This is a genomic window from Rhodobacter viridis (assembly GCF_003217355.1).
Classification (GTDB): Bacteria; Pseudomonadota; Alphaproteobacteria; order Rhodobacterales; family Rhodobacteraceae; genus Rhodobacter; species Rhodobacter viridis.
In genome coordinates this window covers 36,976-59,499 of the sequence record NZ_QJTK01000001.1, presented here as the reverse complement: position 1 = coordinate 59,499, position 22,524 = coordinate 36,976, and the positions used below count along the sequence as shown (strand labels likewise).

21 protein-coding genes are annotated in these 22,524 nt (G+C 67.3%); 2 read left to right on the top strand and 19 right to left on the bottom strand.

Annotated elements, in window-relative coordinates:
* Nucleotides 1–34: 34 nt before the first annotated feature.
* The 4 genes from C8J30_RS00280 to C8J30_RS00265 all read right to left on the bottom strand — a co-directional run bounded on the left by C8J30_RS00280 (nt 35) and on the right by C8J30_RS00265 (nt 5,036).
* Entirely contained in the window at nt 35–502 is a 468-nt protein-coding gene (locus C8J30_RS00280) for a rhodanese-like domain-containing protein (protein WP_110803741.1), read from the bottom strand.
* 210 nt (nt 503–712) lie between these two features.
* Complete coding sequence (locus C8J30_RS00275; RefSeq protein WP_110803740.1) at nt 713–1,579, bottom strand: dimethyl sulfoxide reductase anchor subunit family protein; 867 nt, start codon at nt 1,577–1,579, stop codon at nt 713–715.
* Entirely contained in the window at nt 1,579–2,280 is a 702-nt protein-coding gene (locus C8J30_RS00270) for a 4Fe-4S dicluster domain-containing protein (protein ID WP_110803739.1), read from the bottom strand. Before C8J30_RS00270 ends, C8J30_RS00275 begins: the two co-directional genes overlap by 1 nt.
* Nucleotides 2,277–5,036, bottom strand: coding sequence for a molybdopterin-dependent oxidoreductase (locus tag C8J30_RS00265; RefSeq protein ID WP_110803738.1), 2,760 nt, complete (start codon nt 5,034–5,036; stop codon nt 2,277–2,279). Before C8J30_RS00265 ends, C8J30_RS00270 begins: the two co-directional genes overlap by 4 nt.
* Before the next feature lie 146 nt (nt 5,037–5,182).
* On the opposite strand from C8J30_RS00265, the gene C8J30_RS00260 reads away from it, so the two are divergent.
* Both C8J30_RS00260 and C8J30_RS00255 read left to right on the top strand, forming a co-directional pair.
* A complete protein-coding gene (locus C8J30_RS00260; RefSeq protein ID WP_110803737.1) occupies nt 5,183–6,148 on the top strand; it encodes an agmatinase in 966 nt (321 codons plus the stop codon).
* 110 nt (nt 6,149–6,258) lie between these two features.
* Nucleotides 6,259–7,470, top strand: a complete 1,212-nt coding sequence (locus C8J30_RS00255; protein WP_110803736.1) for a multidrug effflux MFS transporter — start codon at nt 6,259–6,261, stop codon at nt 7,468–7,470.
* Between the two features lie 46 nt (nt 7,471–7,516).
* Here the strand turns inward: C8J30_RS00255 and C8J30_RS00250 are convergent, their stop codons facing one another.
* From C8J30_RS00250 to C8J30_RS00180, 15 genes are all read right to left on the bottom strand, one after another.
* Nucleotides 7,517–8,296 (bottom strand): ABC transporter ATP-binding protein, encoded by a 780-nt coding sequence (locus C8J30_RS00250; RefSeq protein ID WP_110803735.1) that lies wholly within the window; start codon nt 8,294–8,296, stop codon nt 7,517–7,519.
* Nucleotides 8,293–9,066, bottom strand: coding sequence for an ABC transporter permease (locus C8J30_RS00245; protein WP_110803734.1), 774 nt, complete (start codon nt 9,064–9,066; stop codon nt 8,293–8,295). The genes C8J30_RS00250 and C8J30_RS00245 overlap by 4 nt, the downstream gene beginning before the upstream one ends.
* Nucleotides 9,056–9,910, bottom strand: coding sequence for an ABC transporter permease (locus tag C8J30_RS00240; RefSeq protein ID WP_110803733.1), 855 nt, complete (start codon nt 9,908–9,910; stop codon nt 9,056–9,058). Before C8J30_RS00240 ends, C8J30_RS00245 begins: the two co-directional genes overlap by 11 nt.
* A gap of 51 nt (nt 9,911–9,961) precedes the next feature.
* A complete protein-coding gene (locus tag C8J30_RS00235; RefSeq protein ID WP_110803732.1) occupies nt 9,962–11,059 on the bottom strand; it encodes an ABC transporter substrate-binding protein in 1,098 nt (365 codons plus the stop codon).
* 355 nt (nt 11,060–11,414) lie between these two features.
* Complete coding sequence (locus tag C8J30_RS00230) at nt 11,415–12,152, bottom strand: ABC transporter ATP-binding protein (protein ID WP_110803731.1); 738 nt, start codon at nt 12,150–12,152, stop codon at nt 11,415–11,417.
* Nucleotides 12,149–12,955: an ABC transporter ATP-binding protein gene (locus C8J30_RS00225; protein ID WP_110803730.1), complete on the bottom strand. Its 807-nt coding sequence runs from the start codon at nt 12,953–12,955 to the stop codon at nt 12,149–12,151. The genes C8J30_RS00230 and C8J30_RS00225 overlap by 4 nt, the downstream gene beginning before the upstream one ends.
* Nucleotides 12,952–13,764 carry an ABC transporter permease gene (locus C8J30_RS00220; protein WP_110803729.1) on the bottom strand — a complete coding sequence of 271 codons (813 nt, stop codon included), beginning with the start codon at nt 13,762–13,764 and terminating at the stop codon, nt 12,952–12,954. Before C8J30_RS00220 ends, C8J30_RS00225 begins: the two co-directional genes overlap by 4 nt.
* Nucleotides 13,764–14,726 (bottom strand): ABC transporter permease, encoded by a 963-nt coding sequence (locus tag C8J30_RS00215; protein WP_110803728.1) that lies wholly within the window; start codon nt 14,724–14,726, stop codon nt 13,764–13,766. The genes C8J30_RS00220 and C8J30_RS00215 overlap by 1 nt, the downstream gene beginning before the upstream one ends.
* A 17-nt stretch (nt 14,727–14,743) precedes the next feature.
* Complete coding sequence (locus tag C8J30_RS00210) at nt 14,744–16,258, bottom strand: ABC transporter substrate-binding protein (RefSeq protein WP_110803727.1); 1,515 nt, start codon at nt 16,256–16,258, stop codon at nt 14,744–14,746.
* Nucleotides 16,259–16,607: 349 nt separating this feature from the next.
* Nucleotides 16,608–17,549 carry an aminotransferase class V-fold PLP-dependent enzyme gene (locus C8J30_RS00205; protein WP_245909674.1) on the bottom strand — a complete coding sequence of 314 codons (942 nt, stop codon included), beginning with the start codon at nt 17,547–17,549 and terminating at the stop codon, nt 16,608–16,610.
* The gene (locus C8J30_RS00200) at nt 17,546–18,325 is read right to left on the bottom strand and encodes an ABC transporter ATP-binding protein (protein ID WP_110803726.1); all 780 of its coding nucleotides are present in this window, start codon (nt 18,323–18,325) and stop codon (nt 17,546–17,548) included. Before C8J30_RS00200 ends, C8J30_RS00205 begins: the two co-directional genes overlap by 4 nt.
* Nucleotides 18,322–19,104: an ABC transporter ATP-binding protein gene (locus tag C8J30_RS00195; RefSeq protein WP_110803725.1), complete on the bottom strand. Its 783-nt coding sequence runs from the start codon at nt 19,102–19,104 to the stop codon at nt 18,322–18,324. Before C8J30_RS00195 ends, C8J30_RS00200 begins: the two co-directional genes overlap by 4 nt.
* Complete coding sequence (locus C8J30_RS00190; RefSeq protein ID WP_110803724.1) at nt 19,101–19,922, bottom strand: ABC transporter permease; 822 nt, start codon at nt 19,920–19,922, stop codon at nt 19,101–19,103. The genes C8J30_RS00195 and C8J30_RS00190 overlap by 4 nt, the downstream gene beginning before the upstream one ends.
* Before the next feature lies 1 nt (nt 19,923).
* Entirely contained in the window at nt 19,924–20,919 is a 996-nt protein-coding gene (locus C8J30_RS00185; protein WP_110803723.1) for an ABC transporter permease, read from the bottom strand.
* Between the two features lie 9 nt (nt 20,920–20,928).
* The gene (locus tag C8J30_RS00180; protein WP_110803722.1) at nt 20,929–22,521 is read right to left on the bottom strand and encodes an ABC transporter substrate-binding protein; all 1,593 of its coding nucleotides are present in this window, start codon (nt 22,519–22,521) and stop codon (nt 20,929–20,931) included.
* Nucleotides 22,522–22,524: the final 3 nt, after the last annotated feature.

The window sequence follows — 22,524 nt, the reverse complement described above, 5'->3', positions numbered from 1 at the left end:
ATGTGTTATTTTTCAGAAAGGTCCGGGTCGATCTTCAGTCCTGCCGCCAGGGCAGGTTTCGGGCCTTCCAGCCCGAGAGCCGCCCGCGTTGCCCGGCCTCGTCCAGCGCGCCCTCGAACCCCTCAAGCACGTTGAACACCCGGGCAAAGCCTGCGGCCGTGGCCGCCACCGCCGCCGAAACCGAGCGCTGGCCGGAGCGGCACAGAAGCAGGATCACCGCCTCTTTCGGCGCGGCCGCCTCGAGCGCGCGCAAAAAGCGCGGGTTGCGGGCCAGATCGAGCCCGGTGGCCCAGGGCACGTTGATCGCGCCCGGAACATGGCCGACAAAGCGGATTTCTTCGGGGGCGCGGACATCGATCAGCACCGCCTGCCCCGCCTCGACAAGCGCATGGGCCAGATCGGGCGGCACATCGCCCGCATGGGTCAGACCCGCCGCGACTGCGGCGGCACGGATCTTTTCGAGCGCATCGGGCGGCGTGAGCGCGGCGGAAACGGCATTCATGGCAACTCCCCTGGCAAGATGGATCTCCACAAGGACGGTCGTTGCGCCCTCCGGATTGGGGAAACGGGACCACGTCAATTCACGATTGAAAAGATGGATATTAATGATTTTTCGTCTGCGCGGTGTCTTTGGAGGAAATCCATTCCGTCCCCCGCCGCGGACAGAAGTTTTCTTCTCCGCCCTGACTGTCCTGCCCGACGGGCGGACGACTCAGGGGCGGCTCGGCGTCAAATCCCCGCGGTAGAAAAGCGCCGCCACATGCGTTGCCTCGGTAAAAAAGAGCCAGCGCGACAAGAGGATGCCCGCAAGATGCACGGCCAGTGCCGCGGCGGGCGGGGTGCCTGCGAGCAGCAGCCCGGCCGGGGCAAGGCCCGCCAGCAGGAGCGACAGCAGCCGCAGAAGCGGCGATCCGGCCCCGGCGGCGCGCTCGACCAGTTCGCGGGTGATGAAGCTCGGACCGCTGCGGGGCAGCTCGAAACTGCGGACCGTGCCACTGCTGCCAAGGCCGGTGGCCCAGCCCCGCGTCAGGCCCAGCGCGGCGACGCGGCGGTCGCCCAGCACGAAGACCGCGCCAAGCAGCACGGCCAGCGCAAGGCAGGCGAGCGCGGTGACCCCGGGCGCGGTGGTCAGAAAGCAGCCGCCGGTTCCCGCGCAGGCGAGATAGGTCAGCGGCACCGATCCGTGATGCCAGCGCGGCACGGCGCGCAGGCTGGCATAGATCATCGCGGTCGAGACCACCGTGGCAAGGCACAGCCCCGCGCCAAGGGCGCCGAGAAACCGCAACTCCGGCCCACCGATCAGCGCCGAGGCCGCGGGCGCCGCCAGCACCAGCAGCGCCGCAACCGCCGCCCAGGCCTCGCGCGAGAGCCAGCTGGTGCGCCAGCGCCGAAACGCGAGCGGCGCGCGCAGCGGATGCGCCAGATGGAAACCCGAGGCGATCAGCCCCGCCCCGGCAAGACCGTAGCCCGCGAGCCAGACGCCCGGCCCCGCGCCAAGCCCAAGGCCCGCGGCTGCCAAGGTGCCGAAGCCCGCGCCCGAAAGCGTGGTGAACAGGATGACCGAGGGAACCGCGCGCATCAGCCCCTCCCCAGCAGTTTGTCGAGCCAGACCTGCAGCCCACCGCCGGGAACGAGCGGCGTCGGCACCGCCCCCGCGCCGAGCCGGTCCTTGGGTCGGGGCGGCAGGTAGCGGCTGGTGGGCTTTGTGCCGAACTCGGGCATCGGCGCGAAGCCGCCGCGCGCGGCCACCAACCGGCCCAGCGGGCTTTCGGCGTCGGTGGGGTCGCCGAAATGCCGCGCGCCGGTCGGACAGGCCCGGACGCAGGCGGGGATGCGGTCTTCCGCGGGCCGGGCGGGATCGTCGATGCGATTGGCACAAAGCGTGCATTTGCGCATCACCCCCGCCACCGGGTCGAGCTCCCGCGCGCCATAGGGGCAAGCCCAGGCGCAAAGCCCGCAGCCCATGCAGCGCTTGGCGTCGATCTGCACCAGACCATCGGCGGTCTGATGGCTCGCCCCGGTCGGGCAAACCGGAACACAGGGCGGATTTTCGCAGTGCACGCAGGTGCGGGGGTAATGGATCAGCCGCGCCGGGGTGTCGTCCGCGATCACCTCGTAGGAATGCACGCGGTTCAGAAAGGCGCCGAAGGGGGCGGCGCCGTAAGCCTCCGCATCGGGCAGGCGGGTGTCCTCGTTCGCATTCTGCCAGCCCTTGCAGGCAATCGTGCAGGCGTGACAGCCGGTGCAGCTGTCGAGGTCGATGACGAGGGTTCGGCTCATGCAGGTCTCCGGCGCAGGATCTTGAGCGACAGTTCGGGCAGGCGCGGCAGGCTGAAGCGGCGCCGCGCGATGCGTTCGATCCGCACCCGCAGGTCGAACCAGGCGGCCTGCCCGGTCACCGGATCGGCATTCCAGACCCGCGCGCCGGTGGCATCGGGCGGCATAAGATCGTGCATCAGGTGGTTGAGCAGAAAGCCCTTTTCGGCCTCGGGCGCATCTTGCGACAGCCCCCAGGCGCCCTTGCGCTTGCCGATCGCATTCCAGGTCCAGACGGTGTGGGGGTTCAGCGCGGCCATCGGCGCCACCGCCACTTCGATCGCGCCGTGGGGCGAGATCACCCGCGCCCAGTCACCCGCGCGAAAGCCGATGTCGCGCCAGACCGGCTTCGGGATGTAGAGCACGTTGTGGCCCAGGATCTGCCGCAACCAGGCATTCATCGAGCCCCAGGAATGATACATCGCGGGCGGGCGCTGCGTCAGCGCATGCAGCGGATACTCGGCCTCGGTGTCGGTGTTTTGCGGCGCCGTCCAATGCGGCAGCGGGTCCATCGCCCCCAGAAGCGACAGGCGCAGATGATCGGGCGGTTGCTGCGCGCCGTGCCCCTCGGCCGCCAGCTGGAAGCGCCGCAGCGGCTCGCACCAGAGGCTGAACAGATAGGGCTGCGGCTTGTCCTGCAGCCCCATCTTCACCGCCCAGTCCTGCCAGGCCCGGTTCCAGGGCTTGCAAAACTGCGCCTCGGGCGGGATTTCCGCCTGAAACACGCCGCCATTTTCGATGTAGCGATCAAGCTGCGCCGGATTCGGTGCGCCACGGCCATGTTCGGTGCCGTCGCCGCGCCAGCCTGCCAGCACGCCGATGCCGGGGCGGCGCTGGTGCGTGACAAGGTAATCGGCATAGTCCTTGAAGGCGGGCGCCCCCTCGGCGGTGACGAAGCCCGGCAGGCCGAGCCGCGCGCCCAGATCGATCAGCACCGACTGGAACGGCCGCACGTCGCGGTCGGGCGCCAGCACCGGCCAGCGGATCGAATCCGCCAGCCGATCGCCCCGGCCAATCGGCCGATCCAGCAGGCTGATCGCGTCATGCCGTTCCAGATAGGTCGTGTCGGGCAGCACCAGATCGGCATAGGCGACGGTTTCGCTGGCATAGGCATCCGACAGGATGATGTGCGGAATGACATAGGCGCCGGTCTCGTCGCGGTCGGTGAGCCAGCGCGCCACCTCCCCCGGGTTCATCGAGGAGTTCCACGCCATGTTCGCCATATAAAGAAAGAGCGTGTCGATCTTGTAGGGCCGCCCGGCATGGGCATTGCCGATCACCCTTTGCATCAAGCCATGGGCGGAAAACGGATTTTCCCAGGTGAAGGCCTCGTCGATCCGCGCCGCGCTGCCATCGGGCAAGAGCGCCAGATCGGCGGGGCCGCGCGGAAAGCCCAGATGCGGACCCTTGAGCGGCGCCCCCGGCGTGGCGGTGAAATGCGGCACCGGATGGGCGGCGAGCGGCTTCGGGTAAGGCGGCTTGAAGCGCAGCCCGCCCGGGGTCTCGATCGCGCCCAGAAGCATCTGCAACAGATGCAGCGCGCGGGCGGTCTGAAAACCGTTCGAATGCGCCGCAATCCCGCGCATGGCGTGAAAACCGACCGGACGGCCGATCATCCGGTCATGGTGATGACCGCGAAAATCGGTCCAAGGCTGGTCGATCTCGATCGCCTCGTCAAAGGCCACGCGCGCCAGTTCGGCGGCCAGCGCGCGGATCTGCCCGGCGGGGATGCCGACGCGATCCGCCACCGCCTCCGCCGAATGACCGGGGTTCAGATAGCGCTCGGCCAGCGCCTCGAAGACGGTGCGATGCCCGGCCAAGCCGCCGCGCAGATCGGGGTCGACGCCTTCGCCGTCGAATGGCGCAAGCGCCCCGGTGCGGCGGTCGATCACCTGCACCCGCCCCTCGGCATCGCGCAGATAAAGCCCGCTCTCCGGCCCCTCGCCCGGAATCAGCAGGCAAGGCGCATCGGTGAAACGGGCCAGATAGTCGAGATCGATCCCCCCCGCGATCAGCAGCTCATGCACGAGCGCAAGGATCAAGAGCCCATCGGTGCCCGGCGTGATGCCAAGCCACTCATCGGCCACGGCATTGTAGCCGGTGCGGATCGGGTTGATCGACACCACCCGGGCGCCGCGCGCTTTCATCGCCCCAAGCCCACGCTTGATCGGATTGCTGTCGTGATCCTCGGCGACACCGAAGAGCAGCAGGATCTTCGCCCGCTCCCAATCCGGCTCGCCGAATTCCCAAAACGCCCCGCCGATCGACATGATCCCCGCCGTCGCGACATTGACCGAGCAGAACCCGCCATGCGCCGCGAAATTGGGCGTGCCGAAGGCCTGCGCCCACCAGCCGGTAAAGCTTTGCGACTGATCACGGCCGGTGAAAAAAGCCAACTTTTCAGGGGCTTCCGAGCGGATCTTCGCAAGCCAGCCGGTGGCGATCTGCAGCGCCTCGTCCCAGCTGATCTCCTCGAACGCGCCAGAGCCGCGCGGCCCCACCCGCTTGAGCGGCGCGCGCAACCGGGCGGGCGCGGTCACCTGCATGATCCCCGCGGCCCCCTTGGCGCAGATCACGCCCCGGTTCACCGGATGATCGCGGTTGCCCTCGATGTAGCGCACCTCGCCCGAGCGCAGATGCACGTCGATGCCACAGCGACAGGCGCACATGTAACAGGTTGTCTTGCGGATCTCGTCGTCGGAAAGCGGTTGCGCGGACATGGGCCATTATCACGACTTTGTTTGTAGATTTTTTGCATATTCACTTACCAAATTGAATTCCAAAGACAGTCGATTTTCAGAAGGAAATTCTCCGCAAGGGGAAGCTAATCTGCATCGACCCGCATCCCGAAGAACAGGAGATCCCCGTGAGCGATGGCTTTTTCACCCCGGTTTCAGGCCTCGATCTGCCGCGCTTTGCCGGTGTGCCGACCTTCATGCGCCTGCCGCATGTGCCCGCAGGTCACCCGCGGTTTGCCGAGGTGCAGATCGGTCTGATCGGCGCGCCCTGGGATGGTGGCACGACGAACCGCCCCGGACCGCGCCACGGGCCGCGGCAGTTGCGCGATGCCTCGACGATGATCCGCGCGATGAACGGGCATACCTGGGTGGCGCCGTTCGAGCTGGCGCGCTGCGCCGATCTGGGCGATGTGGCGCCCAATCCGGGCGATCTGATGGACAGCCTCGCGCGGATGGAGGCGTTTTACGACCGGGTCGTGGCGGCGGGCATCCGGCCGCTGACGGCGGGGGGTGATCACCTCTGCGCGCTGCCGATCCTGCGCGCGGTCGCCAAGACGCGGCCGGTGGGGCTCATTCAGTTCGACAGCCATACCGATCTGAACGATGTCTATTTCGGCACCGCGCGTTATACCCACGGCACCCCCTTCCGCCGCGCGGTCGAGGAGGGGCTGATCGATCCGAAACGCTATTGCCTGATCGGCATTCGCGGCACCGCCTATGGCCGCGAGGATTGGGATTTCGCCGCCGCGAACGGCATCCGCATCATCCCGGTGGGCGAACTTCATGCCCGCGGTGCGGCGGATGTGATGGCCGAGGCGCGCGAGATTGCGGGCAGCGGACCGACCTATGTCACCTATGACATCGACTTCGTCGACCCGACCTTCGCGCCCGGCACCGGCACGCCCGAAGTGGGCGGCCCGACGTCGTGGACCGCGCTTGAAGTGGCCCGCGGCCTGCGCGGGCTCGACATTGTCGGCGCCGATCTGGTCGAGGTCTCGCCGCCCTTCGATCCCTCGGGCAACACCGCCTGGCTCGGCATCAGCCTGATGTTCGAGATGCTCTGCGTCATGGCCGAGCAGATCGCGGCCCGCTGAGCAGTCAGAAAAGCGTCCTCCAAATCCGCCCCCCGGAACGGCGCTTTTCTTCCCCGAACCGGGCGCGGGACGAAATGGACAGCCAAGGCCCCCTGCCCTAGCCTTGGCGCATGTCAGACACCCGTTTTCTTGATCGGCAAACGCCGCCGCATTTGCTCACCCTCACCGCGCTTGCCGGGCTCTCGGCGCTGTCGACCAATGTGTTCCTGCCCTCGCTGCCCGGCATGGCACAGGATTTCGGCGCGCCCTATGCGGTGTTGCAGCTGTCGGTCGCGCTTTACCTTGGCCTCAGCGCGGTGCTGCAGGTGTTGATCGGACCGATCTCGGACCGGTTCGGGCGTCGGCGGGTGCTGATCGGCGCGTTGGCACTGTTTCTGCTCGCGAGCCTCGGCACAGTGCTTGCCCGCGACGCCGCCACCTTTCTGGCCTGCCGGATGGCGCAGGCGGTTGTCGCTGCGGGCATGGTGCTCTCGCGCGCGGTGATCCGCGACGTGACCGAGGGGCCAGAGGCCGCCGCGCGGATTGCCCATGTGACGCTGGGCATGTCGCTCGTGCCGATGATCGGGCCGGTCTTGGGCGGGTTTCTCGATCAGGCTTTCGGCTGGCGGGCGAATTTCTCTCTGCTCTTTGGCCTTGGCCTGATCGTCGCGGCGCTTGTCTGGGCGGATCTGGGCGAAACGCTGCCGAAACGGCCCTCAAGCTTTTCCAAGCAACTTCGCCAGTATCCGGCGCTGCTCGGCTCCGGGCGGTTCTGGGGCTATGCGCTGGCGGCGGCCTTCGGCTCGGGGGCCTTCTTCGCCTATCTCGGCGGCGGGCCTTTCGTCGGCGATCAGGTCTTTCATCTCGGCGCGACCGAGGTGGGCATCGGCTTTGCCGTCTCGGCCGCAGGCTATTCGCTCGGCAATGCGCTCTCGGGGCGGTTTTCGACCCGCATCGGGTTGAACCGGATGGTGCTTTGGGGCACTGCCGTCACCGCAGGCGGGATGGGGGTGCTGCTTCTGGGCACGCTCGCCGGGCTGCACGACCCGGTGTTTTTCTTCGCCATGATGATTTCGGTGGGGCTGGGCAACGGGCTTGCCACGCCGAACGCCAATGCGGGCATGCTGTCGATCGAGCCCGCCTTGGCGGGGACTGCCTCGGGGCTCGGTGGCGCGATCATGATCGGTGGCGGCGCAGCTTTGGCGGCGCTGGCGGGTGCGGTGCTTGGCCCCCAAACCGGAGAACTGCCGCTTGTGGGGATCATGTTCGGCTCGGGCCTCGCCTCGGTCTTCGCGATCCTCTGGGTGATCGCACTGGATCGACGCGCCGGGATCGAGCGATGACGAAAGCCCCGCCGTTGGGCGGGGCCTGATGTTCGCGAGCGCGCCCTCAAACTGCCAGTGCTTCAATCGCCCCGACGCCCAGAAGCCCCAAAATCCGGTCGCGCAGCGCCACGAAAGCCGGGCTCGAGCGATCCGCCCGCGCCTCGGGCGGCACCTCCAGAATCGTGGCGATCCGACCGGGGTGCGGCTGCATCACCACCACCCGATGGCCGAGATACACCGCCTCGTCGACATCATGCGTGACGAGCAGCGCCGTCGCCCCCTCATGCGCCACGATCCGCTTCAACTCCTCCTGCATCCTGAGCCGCGTCAGCGCATCAAGCGCCCCCAAGGGCTCGTCAAGGAGCAGAAACCGCGGCCGCCCGACCAGCGCGCGGGCAATCGCCACCCGCTGCGCCATGCCGCCCGAGAGCTGCCGGGGCCAAGCCTTGGCGAATTTCGAAAGCCCGACAAGATCAAGGTGTTCGCGCACCTCCCGCGCCCGGGTCTCGGCATCAAGCGGGCTGTTCAGAAGCGCCGCCGCCACATTCGCCTCGGCGGTGAGCCACGGCAGCAACCGATGATCCTGAAACACGATCGCCCGGTCGGCGGCGGGGCCGGTGACCGGCACGCCGTCAACGCGGATCTCGCCGCGAAAGTCGCGATCAAGCCCGAGGATCAGCCGCAACAGCGTGGACTTGCCGCAACCCGAGGCGCCGACGATGGTGACGAATTCGCCCGGATCGACGGTCAGGGTGATGTCGCGCAGCACTTCGAGCGCGCCCTCGCGCAGGGCAAAAACCTTGCTCAGGGCACGGATCTGCAAGGCGGGTGTCGGTTCGGTCATGGCCGGTGTCCTTTCAGAAGCTGGGCCTCGAGCGCTTCGGCGAGGCTGTTGTAGATCAGCCCGACAGCGCCGAAGATCGCGATGGCGAGAAACAGCAGGTCCATCTCGAACATCTGGCTGCCCTCGCTCAGACGCCCGCCAAGACCGGGGGTGATGTTCATGAACAGCTCGGAGCCGACGGTCGCGAGCCAGGCATAGATCAGTGCCGTGTGCAGCCCGGTGAAGATCTGCGGGGCCGCCGCGGGCAGCGCGACATGGCGCAGATATTGCCCCTGCGAGAACCGCAGGCTGGCCGCCAGTTCGCGCAAGGGTTCGGGCACCAGCGCGATGCCGCGCCAAGTGTTGATCACTGTGGGTTGGAACGCGGCCAAGGCGATGAAGGCGATCTTGCCGCTATCGCCGCCGCCAAACCACATCGCCAGAAGCGGCACCCAGGCGAAAAGCGCGGTCTGGCGCTGCGCCACCACAGTCGGCCCGACGATCTGGCCGATGCGCCGCGATGCGCCCAGAACGGCGCCAAGGCTCACCCCCGCAGCGGCCCCGATCAGAAAGCCGAGAAGGTTGCGCCGCAAGGTGGCGGCCAGATCGCTCAGGATCGTGCCCGCGCTCAGTTCGCTGATCAGGCGGGTCAGGATGTCGAGCGGCGCGGGCAGAAACCGCGGATCGACCAGGGCGAAACGATGCGCCAGATCCCACAGGATCAGCACGAAAACGAAGGACAGGATCGGCCGCAAATCCCGGCTACGCGGCGTTGCGAGGTCACCGGCCATGCCCGGCCCCCGTCTGCCAGGGTTGCAGCCAGCGCTCAACCGCGCGCAGGGACAGATCGAGGCTGAAGCCAAGGACGGCAATCACCGCCATGGCGACCAGCACAAGATCAAGCTGAAACAGCTGCCGCCCCCAGGTCATCAGATAGCCAAGCCCCTCGAACGAGGCGAAAAGCTCCACGATCACAAGGCTCTGCCAAGCGTTCGCAAGCCCCTCGCGCAGCCCCGTCGCAATCTGCGGCAGCGCTTGCGGCAGCACGATCAGCCGCAGCCGCTGCGCCCGGGTCAGGTTCAGAACCGCCCCCAACTCGCGCAAAGTGGCAGGCACATCCCCCACCGCCCGCGCGGTGGCCAGGATCACCGGGATCGACACCGACCAGCCGATCACCACCACCTTCAGCGCCTCGTCGATGCCGAGAAACAGCGTAAGCAGCGGCATCCAGGCGAGCACGTTCACCCGCGTTGCCGCCTGCACCGGCGGCCAGACCCAGGCGCGCAGCGCCGGAACCAGCCCCACCGCCGCGCCGAAGACCAAACCGACCGTGGCCCCCAGCGCAAACCCCTCGGCCACGCGGATCAGGCTGGCGTTCGTATGCAGCGCAAGGCTGCCATCGGCGCAAAGGTCAAGAAAGCTTTGCCAGACGACGGAAGGCGCAGGCAGGATCTGCGGCGGCACCCAGCCTCGCGCCGCGCCAAGCGACCAAAGCGCGAGCAGCGCCAGCGGGAAGGAAAGCCCGAGCAGGATCTGCCCCGACAGCGCGCCAAGCGGCGCGAGGCTCTGGACAAGCGCACGGGCAGTGCGCGGCGCGAAAGGAACCGGGGCGGGAGAGCTGTGGATCAGGGTCATGGTCGGCCTCATCGGAAAAGGCCGGTCCGGACAGCCCGGACCGGCGGGCGTTCAGCCATTGGTTCCAGTCGTCGCATCATTCGTGCCGATCTCGACCGGCTCGCCATCGGCGCCGCGTTGCGACCAGAAATGCTCGAGCTTGAGCTCTTTCAGCGCGGTGTCGAGATAGCTGCGATCAAACCAGGTCGCGATCTGCGGATCGCCCTTCAAAAGCCCGTAACCCTTGGCCGCCGCGGCCTGCTCGGTGTAGCGCCCGACCACATAGTCATCGATCAGCGGGTTGAGGATCTGCGACAGCCGCACCCCCTCGAAATTCGCCTCGAAGGTGGATGTCGGGAACCCCGAGGCGGTCCAGGCGTCAAAGACCTCGGCGCGGTTTTCATCCTTGGTCACGAAGGCGGTGGTGGCGATGAGCGAGGTCACCACCTTTTGCGTCAGCTTCGGGTTTTCCTTTGCGAAAGCCTCGGTCACAAGGAACGAGGAATTGCGCCCCAGCGTCGGATCGTCGCCCTTCGTCGTGTAGGGGATCGTCACCACGCCCTTTTGCGCCAGCGCCAGATATTCCTGCCCGCCGAAAACCGCATCGACATTGCCCGAGGTGAGCGCGGCCACGGCAGAATTGGCGTCAAGGTTGATGAATTTCACGTCCTTCTCGCTCAGCCCATGGCGGTCCAGAATGCGGTCGGTGGCGTTTTGCAGGTTGGTGCCCTTGAAGAGCGCCACCTTGTGCCCCTTCACATCCTCGACGGTCTTGATGTCGCTGCCCGGCGCGACCGCCAGATAGATCGGGTCATTGCGGCCGGTGGCGAAGAGGAACTTGTGGTGCAGCCCATTCGCCCGACCGACGATCGCGGGCAGATCGCCGAGCAGGAAGAAATCCAACTGCCCCGCCGCCACCGCCTCGTTCAGCGCCGGTCCCGCGCCGCGAAAGAAGGTCCATTCGATCTTGATCCCGTCCTTGGCGAAATCCTTTTCCAGCGTTTCGCGGGTGCGGGCATAGGCGATCGCGGTGGAATGGCTGTAGGGGCGATTGTCGGCGCCCACACCGGGGAAACCGAAGCGGATCACCTTGGCATCATCTTCCGCGAAAGCGGCCGTCGTGGTCAGCACGGCCACGGCAAGCGTGGCCAGAAGTTTGGGAAAGCTCATGGTCGGTCCTTGAAATGGGCAGCGGCCGGGCCGCTGGGGAAGGTTTGTGGCGAGAGAACGCGGGTATGGTTGCGGCTAGTCGGCCGCGGGGGAAATTCGTGGAACGGCGCCGGCCCTGCAGCCGAGCAAGCCCCGCGTCGGGACAGCCTTGCCTTGACCGGAGAAGCCCGGTGCGGCAGGGGCGGCTCAGCGCCGTTCCGAGATCAGAATACGAAAAATCACGACCAGATCAGTAGAATATATTCAGCGATCTTGGCCCCGGTTTTGGACGCCGGATTTCTCCGCAGGGTTGTACGAAGAAAACAGGCGCCGTCTTCCTGCGACGGCGATTCGACCCTCTCCGACACGTGGCCCCTTAGCGCGGCAGCCGCGGCAGGCTTGCCAGCAGGCGCCGGGTATAGGCATGCGCCGGGGCATCCAAAATCTGCCGGGTCGGGCCTGTCTCGACGATGCGGCCCTGCTCCATCACCACAAGGCTTGGGCAAAGCGCCGCAATGACGGCAAGATCATGCGAAACCAGCACCAGCGTCAGCTGCTGCGAGAGCGCCGCAAAAAGGTCGATGAGGCTCGCCCGCGTCGAAAGATCGAGCGCGCTCACCGGCTCGTCGGCAAGCAACACCTTCGGCCGGGCAATCAGCGCGCGCGCAATCGCGATGCGCTGGCGCTGCCCACCCGAGAAGTCCCGCGGGCGCCGGTCGGCCGCTTCCGGCAAAAGCCGCACCGCCGAAAGCGCGCGCAGCACCTCCGCCTCGGGATCGGCCGCAAGGCCAAGGGCGCGCAGCGGCTCGGTAAGGATCTGCCGCACCGTCATACGTGGATCAAGCGAGGTGTAGGGATCCTGAAACACCGGCTGCACGAAGCGCCGATGCGCCTGCATCGTGCTGCGGTCGAGCGGCTGCCCCGCGCTCAGCACGCGCCCCGTCTGCGGCGCGGCCAGCCCCAGAAGCAGCCGAAGCAGCGTCGACTTGCCAGACCCGCTTTCGCCAACGATGCCAAGGTTCTGGCCCTGCGTCACGGAAAGCGAGACATCGCGCAGCACCTTCGTCCCTCGGGAAAAGCCGAAGTGAACCTGTTCAAGGGCAAGCAAACTCATCTTCGCAGTCCCAATGCATCATCGAGCCGCCGCGCGGCGGCGATCAAGGCTTGCGTGTAGGGGGCGCGTGGCGTTGAGAAAATCTCCGCCACCGGCCCGGTCTCGACCACCCGGCCCGCAGCCATCACCGCCACCCGTTCGGCGATGCCCGCCACCACCGGCAGGTCGTGGCTGATGAAGAGAAGGGCAAGCCCCTCCTCGCGCACGAGCCGATCAAGCAGCGCCAGAACCTCGGCCTGGGTCGAGACATCAAGCGCCGTCGTCGGCTCGTCGGCGATCAGAAGCTGCGGACGGCAGGCCAGCGCCATCGCAATCGCCACGCGCTGGCGCTGCCCGCCCGAGACCTGATGCGGGAAGGCCGCCAGCACCCGCTCGGGCGCGTCGATGGCCACCCGCTCCAGCGCGGCAATCTTCCGGTCGCGCAGATCGTGACGCGAGAGCCGGCGCCCCTCCGCTTTCGCACGACGCCGGATCGGCACCGCGAGTTGCGCACCAAGCGTCATCAGCGGGTCAAGCGCCGCGCGCGGGTCTTGAAACACCATCGCCGCCACGGCGCCCCGCACCGGCGCAATCTGCCGATCGGGGCGGCCGATCACCTGCTGGCCCGCAAGACGGACCGAGCCCGAGGCCACAAGCCCCGGCGGCAACAGCCCGAGCAGCGCCAGCGCAGTGAGCGACTTGCCCGAGCCGCTTTCGCCCACAAGGCCCAGCCGGTCCCCCGGCGCAAGGCTGAAGTGAACATCCTCGACGAGACACCGGGTGCCGGCGCGAATGCTCAGCCCGAGGGTGGAAAGCAGGCTCATCTGGGCGCCTCCGCCTCGGCATCGAGCCGGTCGCGCAGCCCGTCGGCCACGAAATTGATCGCCAGAACCAGCGCCACAAGCGCCGCCCCCGGCACCAGAACGCCCAGCGGCGCGGTGTAGACCGTCGCCTGCGCCTGATAGAGCAGCTGCCCCCAGGAGGCATTCGGCGGCGGCGCGCCAAGCCCGAGATAAGAGAGCGAAGCCTCGGCGATCACCGCCAGACCGGCTTGCAGCGCCAGCGCCACCAGCAGCGTCGGCGCGATGTTGGGCAGAAGATGGGTGAGCACGATGCGCGGCCAACTCGCCCCGCAACACCGCGCCGCGGTGATGAAATCGAGCGCCAGAACCCGCCGCGCCAGAACCCGCACCAGCCGCGCGATGATCGCCGACATTGCGATCCCGATCGCGAGAATGGCGCTCGAAAGGCTCGCCTCGTCGCTTGCGGCAACGATCAGCATCGCCAGAAGCAGGGTGGGAAAGGCGATCAGAATATCGAACGCGGCGGCAAGCGTATCCTCGAGCCAGTCCTGCGCGAAGGCCGCCACGACCCCGACGAAAGTGCCGATCAGCCCGCCCAGGCAGGCCGCCCCCACCCCGACCGTCAGCGCGATCCGCGCGCCAACCATCACCTGCGAGAGACTGTCGCGGCCCAGCCGGTCGGTCCCGGCCCAATGCGCGGCAGAAGGCCCGGCAAGGCGTCCGCCGGTCATGCCGTCGAGCGGCCAGGGCGTCCAGAAAAGGCTCAGCAACGCCACCGCAAGGGTCAGGCCAAGACCCAATAGACCCAGCCGATAAGTCAACCGTTTCATCAGCTTGCACCCCGTTCTTCAGCGCGCAGCCGCGGATCGATCAGGCGTTGCACCACATCGGCCGCAAAGCCGATCAGGAGAACCAGCAGCGTCGTCACCATCAGCACCCCCTGCACCGAGGGATAATCGCGCTGCGCAATCGCCAGCACCAGCATCGAGCCGAGCCCCGGCAGGGCGAAGACGCGCTCCACCACCACCGCGCCAAGCAGCGTCGAGGCGAGTTCGATCCCGATGATCGAAATCACCGGCGCAGCGCCATTGCGCAGGCCATGCCGGATCAGCGCCTCGGGGAAACTTGCGCCCAGCGCGCGGGCATGGCGCAGATAGTCGGCGCCAAGCACATCCAGCGTGGCCGAGCGGATATAGCGCAGGAGCGAGGCCCCCATCACCAGCGCGACGGTCAGAACCGGCAGCGCCAGCGCGCGAGCGGCCGCGATCGGGTCGGACCAGCCCTCGGTTGGAAAGCCGCTGGCCGGCAGCAGGCGGGCGCGCACCGCAACGATCCAGACCAGCATGAGACCGATCCAGAACACCGGCACGGCCAGCCCAAGCTGCGACAGCGCCGAAAGCGCCGCCCCCGTCCAGCGATCCGCCCGCAGCGCCGCCAGAATGCCAAGCGGAGCCGCAAAGGCCAGCGCCAGCGCAAAGGCCGCAAGCGTCAGCGGTAGCGTCACCGTCAGCCGCGACAGGATCTCGGGCGCGACGGGGGCGTTGCTGACAAAGGACCGACCGAAATCAAACCGGGCCAGATCCGCAAGGAAGTGACCGAGTTGCACGGCAATCGGTTGGTCGGACCCGAGTTCGGCGCGCACGGCGGCGATCTGGGCGTCATCGGCGCCCACCGAGAGTAGCGCCGCCGCCGGATCGCCGGGCAACAAGCGCAGAAGCACGAACAGCACCAGCCCCGCCGCGATCAGCGACAGGACCAGCACCAGCGTGCGCCGCATCAGATAGCGCGTCATGATCGGGGTCTTTCCGCTCAGCCCTCCTTGCGGATATCGCGCAGGAAGAACTGGGCGTTGAGCCCGTTGACCGGGTAGCCGCTGACGCCCGCTTTCGAGACGACGAGTTGCGGATAGAGGAAGAACCAGTCCGAGGCGGCGTCTTCCGCGATGATCCGGTTCGCCTCGGTCAGGCGTTCGGTCTGCCCCGCCTCGGTATCGCTGGTTTCGGCCTCGGCAATCAGCCCGGTCACCTTCGGATTGTCATAGCCCCAGTAGAAATCCGGGTTGCCGTAAAACACGATGTCACGGTGGTTCACATGCTCCTGCAGCGTCGCCTGAAAATCGTGTTTCTGGTAGATTTTCTCATACCATTCGTTGGCGGTGATGATGTTGATATTCACCGTGACACCAATCTTCGCCAGCTCCGCCTTGACGAATTCCGCGGTGATCGGATGCGGATCGTAGTTCGGCGTATCGAGGGTGAAGCTGAAGCCGTTCGGATAGCCCGCCTCGGCCAGAAGCGCCTTGGCGCTTGCCGGATCATAGGCGTCGACCCCGGTCAGATCGACATACCACGGATCGGTCGGCGGCACGAAAGAGCCGATCAGCGTGCCCCGCTCGCCCCAGATCGCTTCAAGCAGCTTCTTGTCATCAATCGCCCGCGCCAGCGCCTTGCGCACCTTGAGGTTGTTGAAAGGCGCCACCCGGTCGTTCCAGGCCAGAAGCTGCTTCGTCGTCGATTTGCCCTCGGCGATGGTGAAGGCCGAGGTGTCGGAAAATTGCGACAGCGCATCGGGGCTTTGCACCGAGGTGATGATGTCGACCGCATCGGTCAGAAGCGCGTTGTTGAGCGCGGCGGCCTCGGTGAAATAGCTGAACACCGCGCCAGCGTTTTCGGGCTTCGTGCCCCAGTAGCCGTCAAACGCCTTGAGCGACAGCGTCGAACCGCGCTTCCAGCCCGTCAGCGCATAGGGGCCGGTGCCATCCTCCTTGCCGGTGATGTCGCCCGCGGCATCGTTCACCACCCAGACATAAGAGAGGTTGTAGGGCAGCGAGATCGACTTTGATGTCAACGTGATGACCACGGTCCGATCGTCCGGGGTCTCGATCTTCGCAATCGGGGCGAGGCTTTTCTTGCGCGAACTTTTCGACCCTTCCGCAATCACCCGCTCGATCGAATATTTCACGTCCTTGGCGGTGAGCGGATCTCCGGAATGGAACTTCACCCCGTCTTTCAGCGTGAAGGTATGGGTCAACCCATCGGCGCTGACCTCATGGCCCGCGGCCAGAACCGGTTCGACGGCGCCGTCATCGGCAAGCCGGTAAAGCGCCTCGTAGACATTGTCGTTGAACGCCTCGTTGATGCCCTGCCCCGCGCCCGCGGTGTTGTCGAGGTTCTGCGGCTCGTAAAGCGAGCCGATGCGCAGAATCGCTGCCGGGTCCGCCTCTCCGGCCAGAAGGGCCGCGGGGGAGACGCCAAGGGCCAGAGCCACAAGGCCAGCCGACAGGGAAAGACGAAGACCACTGACGGCCAGAGATGCGAACGCCATGCAAGGCACTCCTTCAGTTGAGCATTTCATTCCGGCACAGGTTTGAACCGCGCCGGGCTTCGAGGCCCAAGGAACACGATAAATCACGACATCTTCAATCGCGTTTTAAGTCGTTGAAAGAGGAGCAGCTTCTTCCCGACAGCTCGGAAAGAGAACGGATTGCTGCCCACAGCCGCCTTGCGCGTTAAAGTTGTGGCGACTGCGGCTCAGGTACCGGCCCCGCTTGCCGCGAAAAGAACCGCGCCCGGGTCGACCCGGTGCCCAAGCCGTCCAAGGGCACGGGTGAGCACGACGAGATCTTCGAGCACGACAGCGCGACGCGCCCGCGCCCCGGTGTGGTTGAGACGGATCAGCCGCTCGCCCCCCGGTCCGACCCCGGCCGAAAGCGCATGCCCGGACCAGCCACGTCCAGCACCTGCGCCGCGGAAATGCCCTCGGGCAGTGCCACCGCCGTGACAAGATTCGAAGCCTGCTCCGGTGCCACCCACGCCTGCCCGGTCAGCACCAGCGCGCCCGCCCGCGCGGCCCGGGCGGCAGAGGCATGACGCTCCTGAAGCGCCGAAAGCCCCTCGCGCTCGACTTGTGCCAAGGTCTGCGCCAGAGCGTGAAATTCGAGGGCCGACGGCGTTCCGGGCAGCGCCTTGCGCCCGGTTTCAAGCCAACCCGCGCGCAGATCGGCGAGCGACAGCACCGAGGGCGCCTCTCCGGGCGGCGCCACCCGCTCCCAAGCGGCTGCAGAAACTGCCACCGCCGAAACGCCCGCCTGCCCGCCCAAAGCTTTTTGCGGCCCGATCACCACAAGATCCGCGCCGAGTGCATCCACATCCAGCGCATGGCCGCCGACAGAGGCCACCGCATCGACCACCAGAAGCGCACCCTGCGCTTTCACAAGGGCGGCGATGTCTTCCAGTGGATTCAAGATGCCATAAGCGTTTTCGGCATGGACGACAAAAACCAGATCGAAGCGCTCCGACGCCAGCGCCTTGGCCACCTCGGGCGCCGCCATCGGCTGCCCGGGGGGCGCGGCCAGTTCGCGCACATGGGCGCCCGCGCGCCGCAGCCAGCCCGCAAACCAGCGCCCGTAAAGAGAGCTGACCAGCACCAGCGCCCGCAGCCCCGGTCGGCCCAGCGACTGCGCCACCGCTTCAAGCGCCACCGCAGCCTCGGCCTGTACCAGCAGCAGATCGTTCTTTGTCCGCAGCACCCGGGCCAGCGCATCGGCCAGCGGCGCAAAGCCCGCGGCCGGGAACGGCGGCACATCGGCAAGCGGGGTCCAGAGGGCATCGGTCATGGCGGGTCTCCGGTTCGGGGCAATTGCGGCACGGCGGCAATCAGGCGGCGGGCAATCTCGCTTTGCGGTCGATCTAGAACCTGATCCGCGGGGCCGGTCTCGACGATCCGGCCCGCCTGCATCACCGCGATCCGATGCGAGACGGCGCGCACCACCGCAAGGTCATGGCTGATGACCAAAAGCGCAAGGCCAAGCTGGCGCTGCAACCGCACCAGAAGTGCGAGGATCTGCCCTCGGGTCACGGTGTCGAGCGCGGAAACCGCCTCGTCGAGCACGATCAGCTTCGGGTTGGGGACAAGCGCACGGGCGATGGCAAGGCGTTGGCGCTGTCCGCCCGAGAGCGTGGCAACCGGATGCGGTGCCAGATCGGGGGCGAGCCCCACCTGATCGAGCCGCGCCGCAATCAGCCCGGGCCAATCCTTGCGCGGGGCGGGCACATGCAGGCGCAAAGCATCGGCCAGCGCGCCTGCGACCGTTGCGCGCGGATGAAAGGCGGCGCCGGGATCTTGAAACACCATCTGCATCCGCCCGCGCGCCCGGCGCAGCGCCCCGCCTTGCAGGGCAAGCCAATCCTGCCCCTCGAAGCGGATCGACCCGGCATCGGGCCGGTCAAGCCGCAACAGCACCCGCGCAAGGCTCGATTTGCCACATCCCGAGGGGCCGACAAGGCCCAGCGTCTCGCCGGGGGCAAGCGTCAGCGACAGATCATCAAGCGCAATCCCCCCGCGGGCGCCGGGGTGGGTCTTGCGCAGCCCCTCCACCGTCAGAAGGCTCATGGTCGGTCTCCGACAAGGCGCGGGCTTGCCAGATCGAGATGGGCGGCAAGCAAGGCAAGGGTCTGGGCGGCTTGCGGCGTCGCGATCACCCGCGCCGCAGGTCCGCAATCGACCAGCCGCCCGGCCTCCAGCACCGCGATCCGGTCGGCAAGCCCCGCGGCAAGCGCGATGTCATGGGTGACAAAGATCAGCGCCATGCCCGCGGCCCCGGTCAGATCGCGCAAGAGCGCCACGATCTCCGCCTGCACCAAAGTATCGAGCGCCGAAGTGGCCTCGTCGGCGATCAAAAGCCTCGGCCCGGCGGCGATCGCCAGCGCGATGGCGATGCGCTGACGCTGGCCGCCCGAGAACTGGTGCGGATAGGCCTGAAGCGCGGCGCAGGGATCGGGCAGATGCACCTGATCGAGAAGCGCCTCGGCCCGCGCCAAGGCGGCCTTGCGCGAGAGCTGGCCATGGCGATGCAAGACCTCCAGCAGATGCGCGCCGATCGTCAAAAGCGGATTGAGACTGCCGCCCGGGTCCTGAAATACAAAGCCGATATCGCGCCCGGCCCGCATCGGGCCACCGGGCCAGAGAATGCCGCCTTCAGGGGTGCTGGCGGGGGGCGAAAGCCCGGCGATTGCACGCGCAAGGGTCGATTTGCCCGACCCGGACGGGCCGATCAACGCCAGCCTTTCGCCCTGCGCCAGATCAAGCTCGATCCCCGTCAGCGCCGGCCGGCCTTGGCCCGGATAGCGCAGGCCAAAACCGCGCAGCTGGAAAAGCGGCGCCGCGGTCATCTGCGGTCCCGTGCGCCAAGGCTGTCGGCGACAGCCTCGCCCAGAAGATAGATGGCCACCACGGTCAGCAAGAGCGCAAGACCGGGCAGAACCGAGAGCCAGGCGGCCGAGCGCAGCTGGTTGCGCCCCTCGGCGATCATCGCGCCCCAGGTCACCGCATTGGGATTGCCAAGACCGAGGAACGAAAGCGCCGCCTCGGTCAGGATGGCACCCGCAACGATGATCGCGGTGAGCGACAGCACCGGCGGCAGAGCCAGTGGCAGCACCTGACGCAGCGCGATTTCAAGCGGATGATGGCCCAGAACCCGCGCCGCCGCCACGAAATCGCTTTCGCGCAGCACCAGAACCCGGGCGCGCGCCAGCCGCGCAGGCCCCGTCCAGGCGCCAAGGGCAATCGCCACGACGACGGTGGACAGGCGCGGCCCGGTGACAGAGACAAAAGCCAATGCCAGCAGAAACCCGGGCACGATCTGAAACGCCTCGACGATCCGCATCAAGATCGCCTCTGTCCAGCCGCCGATCAGCCCGGCCAGCGTGCCGACCAGCATCCCCGCCGTCAGCGCCACGAGCGCCACCAGCAGCCCCACCGTCATCGAGATGCGCGCGCCGTGGATCAGCCCGGCCATCAGATCGCGGCCGAGCCGGTCGGTGCCGAGCGGATGGAGAGCCTCGGTGAAGGGCAGCACCAGCGGCAGCCCCGAAATCGCCAGCGGATCCCCGGGGGAAAGCACCGGGGCAAGAAGTGCAAGCAGGCCCAGCGCCGCAAGAAGGGCCGCGCCGATCCGCGCCTCGGGGCGATGGAAGGCGGAGGTGGACATCTCAGACCTCGCGCCTGTGCGCGACAGGCCGCACGCGCGGATCAAGCAGGCCATAGGCCAGATCGACCAGAGAATTGCACCCCACCACCAGCACGGCCGAAACGAGGATCACCGCCAGCAGCAGCGCGGGATCGCGCCCGGCCACCGCCTCGGCGGCAAGACGCCCGAAACCGGCGATGCCGAAGACGCTCTCGATCACCACCGAGCCGCCCAGCATCGCGGCCGATTGCAGGCCAAGCAGCGTCACAAGCGGCAAGACCGCAGTACGCGCGACATGGTTGAGCAGGATGCGGCGGGGGGCGATGCCGCGCGCCCGTGCGGCAAGAACGAACTCCTGTGCCCAGACCTCGGCCATTGCGCCACGCATCACCCGCAGGAAGAGCGCGAGATAAATCAGGGTGAGCGTGGCAACGGGCAAGACCAGATGCGCGGCAATGTCGGCCACCCGCGCAAGGCCGGTCTTGCCCGAGGCAATGGTCTCGATCCCGGAAACCGGCAGCCAGCGCAGCTTGACCGCGAAGACGACCGAGAGCACGAGGCCGAGCCAGAAGCCCGGAACGGCATGCAAAAGCAGCGCGCCCCCCGACAAGAGCCGGTCCAGCGCCGATCCGGGGCGCCGCCCGGCCAGAATGCCAAGCCCCGAACCCAGCGTGAAAGAAAACGCCGTTGCCGAGCCCATCAGCGCGAGCGTGGCGGGCAGACGCTCGGCGATCAGGGGGGCGACGGGGCGGCCCTGCGCCACCGACCAGCCCAGATCGCCCTGTGCCAGATGCCCGAGCAGGAACAGGAAACGCTGAAGGGCGGAATGATCGAGCCCATGCTCGGCGCGCAACTGCGCCGCAAGCGCGGCATCGCCGCCGCCGATACTGGCGAAATAGGCGTCAATCGCATCGCCCCCCGCCGCTTCGAGCAACGCGAACACCCCCGCGAGCACGATCAGCAGCACCGGAATGCCGCCGATCAGCCGCGAGATCACGAGGCGCAAAACCGCCGTCATCGGCTCACCTCAGGCAAGCGCAAGCTCCGCCCAGTTCGACACCGCCCAGCGCGGGTTGGTGGCAAGGCCCGAAAGCTGCGTCGCAGCGACCGAGGTGAAGGTCCAGTCCACGACGTTGATCAACGGCAGATCCTGCGTCACCAGCTGCTGGAAGCGGTGATAAAGCTCCACCCGTTTCGCCGGATCGAGCGTGGTCAGCGCGGTGTCGATCAGCTTATCCAGTTCGGCATTCGAATACCCGCCCTGATTGGAGAAATTCACTCCGGCAGGCAGGCCCGACCGCACGAGGTTGGTGGTCGAGATCGCCGGATCGGCGCGAAACACCGGCGGCGCGACGGCAAGGTCGAAGTCGTGATCGGTGTAGACCGCTTTCAGATGGCCGGGCGCATCCTGCGCGACGATCGTGGCCTCGATCCCCACCGCGGCAAGCGCCTGCCGCAGATAATCGCCGAACTGACGGGTTTCGGTGAAATAGGGCGCGGGCAGAAGCTTCAGGGCAAAGCGCTTGCCGTCGGCCCCCACCGGATACCCGGCCTCGTCGAGCAGCGCCTTCGCCTTTTCGATGTCGAAGGCATGCGGCGTCACGTCCGAGGTGTAGAAGGTCGGATCATTCGTCGGCACCGGGCCGGTGGCCTCAGTGGCATGGCCAAGGAAGATGGTGTCACGGACAAATTTCTTGTCGATCGCATGGGCAATGGCCTGCCGCACCTTCAGATTGGCCAGAGGCTCGTTGCGGTGGTTGATCTCGACGATCAGTTGATAGGTCAGCGCCTCGTAGCCCTTGGTGATCACGGCCAGCCCCGGAACCGCGCCGATCCGCGCCAGATCGACGAGTGGCACCGCCGAAAAGGCCGCAAGCTGCACATCGCCCGCCTCAAGCGCGCTCGCCGCCGAGGCCCGGTCGGGCAGGACGGTGAAGACAAGCTCTTCGGCGCGGGGCAGATCCGGCTGCCAATAGCTCGGGTTGCGCTTGAGCAGGTAATATTGCCCCGGCTTGTAGTCGCCCCAGACGAAGGGCCCGGTGCCGATCAGCGCGGAATTCGCCGGGTTCCTGGCAATGTCGGTGCCCTCGTAAACATGTTTGGGCAGCACCGACGACACCACGGGCAGCGCCTTTTCGATCAGTTGCAGCGGCGTCGGTTTGGAGAAGCGGAAGATCGCCGTTTTCGCATCGGGCGTGTCGACGGCGGTCAGATTGGCCAGTAGCGTGCGGCCGATGTTCTGCATGGGCTTCCAGACCTGCAAGGCCGAGAAGGCCACATCCGCCGAGGTGAAGGGCTTGCCATCGTGCCAGCGCACCCCGTCGCGCAGATGGAAGGTGACGGAAAGGCCATCCTCCGAGCCTTCCCAGCCCGTCGCCAGCAAGGGCCGCAGCCCGGTGCCGTCATAGGCGGCCTCCGCCAGCGGCTCGATCACTTTCGAGGCGATGAAGAAGGTGCCGTTCGAGGCCGCAATGGCCGGGTTGAGCTGGGCGGGCTCGCTGTCGGCCGCGATGGTGATCCGGCCCGATGTTGCGGCGCGGGCCGATGTCGGCAGGGCTTGCATGGCAAGAAGCGCGGCGGAGGAGAGCAGCAGCGCGCGACGGGTGAGCGAAAGGGGCATGTC

What these genes read in the sequence shown, in the direction of transcription:
- C8J30_RS00275 (WP_110803740.1), bottom strand. Translation starts at nt 1,579, where the DNA reads ATGCGCGCGGTTCCCTCGGTCATCCTGTTCACCACGCTTTCGGGCGCG.
- C8J30_RS00230 (WP_110803731.1), bottom strand. Translation starts at nt 12,152, where the DNA reads ATGAGTTTGCTTGCCCTTGAACAGGTTCACTTCGGCTTTTCCCGAGGG.
- C8J30_RS00245 (WP_110803734.1), bottom strand. Translation starts at nt 9,066, where the DNA reads ATGGCCGGTGACCTCGCAACGCCGCGTAGCCGGGATTTGCGGCCGATC.
- C8J30_RS00265 (WP_110803738.1), bottom strand. Translation starts at nt 5,036, where the DNA reads ATGTCCGCGCAACCGCTTTCCGACGACGAGATCCGCAAGACAACCTGT.
- C8J30_RS00210 (WP_110803727.1), bottom strand. Translation starts at nt 16,258, where the DNA reads ATGGCGTTCGCATCTCTGGCCGTCAGTGGTCTTCGTCTTTCCCTGTCG.
- C8J30_RS00225 (WP_110803730.1), bottom strand. Translation starts at nt 12,955, where the DNA reads ATGAGCCTGCTTTCCACCCTCGGGCTGAGCATTCGCGCCGGCACCCGG.
- C8J30_RS00215 (WP_110803728.1), bottom strand. Translation starts at nt 14,726, where the DNA reads ATGACGCGCTATCTGATGCGGCGCACGCTGGTGCTGGTCCTGTCGCTG.
- C8J30_RS00180 (WP_110803722.1), bottom strand. Translation starts at nt 22,521, where the DNA reads ATGCCCCTTTCGCTCACCCGTCGCGCGCTGCTGCTCTCCTCCGCCGCG.
- C8J30_RS00200 (WP_110803726.1), bottom strand. Translation starts at nt 18,325, where the DNA reads ATGAGCCTTCTGACGGTGGAGGGGCTGCGCAAGACCCACCCCGGCGCC.
- C8J30_RS00195 (WP_110803725.1), bottom strand. Translation starts at nt 19,104, where the DNA reads ATGACCGCGGCGCCGCTTTTCCAGCTGCGCGGTTTTGGCCTGCGCTAT.
- C8J30_RS00185 (WP_110803723.1), bottom strand. Translation starts at nt 20,919, where the DNA reads ATGACGGCGGTTTTGCGCCTCGTGATCTCGCGGCTGATCGGCGGCATT.
- C8J30_RS00250 (WP_110803735.1), bottom strand. Translation starts at nt 8,296, where the DNA reads ATGACCGAACCGACACCCGCCTTGCAGATCCGTGCCCTGAGCAAGGTT.
- C8J30_RS00220 (WP_110803729.1), bottom strand. Translation starts at nt 13,764, where the DNA reads ATGAAACGGTTGACTTATCGGCTGGGTCTATTGGGTCTTGGCCTGACC.
- C8J30_RS00240 (WP_110803733.1), bottom strand. Translation starts at nt 9,910, where the DNA reads ATGACCCTGATCCACAGCTCTCCCGCCCCGGTTCCTTTCGCGCCGCGC.
- C8J30_RS00280 (WP_110803741.1), bottom strand. Translation starts at nt 502, where the DNA reads ATGAATGCCGTTTCCGCCGCGCTCACGCCGCCCGATGCGCTCGAAAAG.
- C8J30_RS00270 (WP_110803739.1), bottom strand. Translation starts at nt 2,280, where the DNA reads ATGAGCCGAACCCTCGTCATCGACCTCGACAGCTGCACCGGCTGTCAC.
- C8J30_RS00205 (WP_245909674.1), bottom strand. Translation starts at nt 17,549, where the DNA reads ATGACCGATGCCCTCTGGACCCCGCTTGCCGATGTGCCGCCGTTCCCG.
- C8J30_RS00255 (WP_110803736.1), top strand. Translation starts at nt 6,259, where the DNA reads ATGTCAGACACCCGTTTTCTTGATCGGCAAACGCCGCCGCATTTGCTC.
- C8J30_RS00235 (WP_110803732.1), bottom strand. Translation starts at nt 11,059, where the DNA reads ATGAGCTTTCCCAAACTTCTGGCCACGCTTGCCGTGGCCGTGCTGACC.
- C8J30_RS00190 (WP_110803724.1), bottom strand. Translation starts at nt 19,922, where the DNA reads ATGTCCACCTCCGCCTTCCATCGCCCCGAGGCGCGGATCGGCGCGGCC.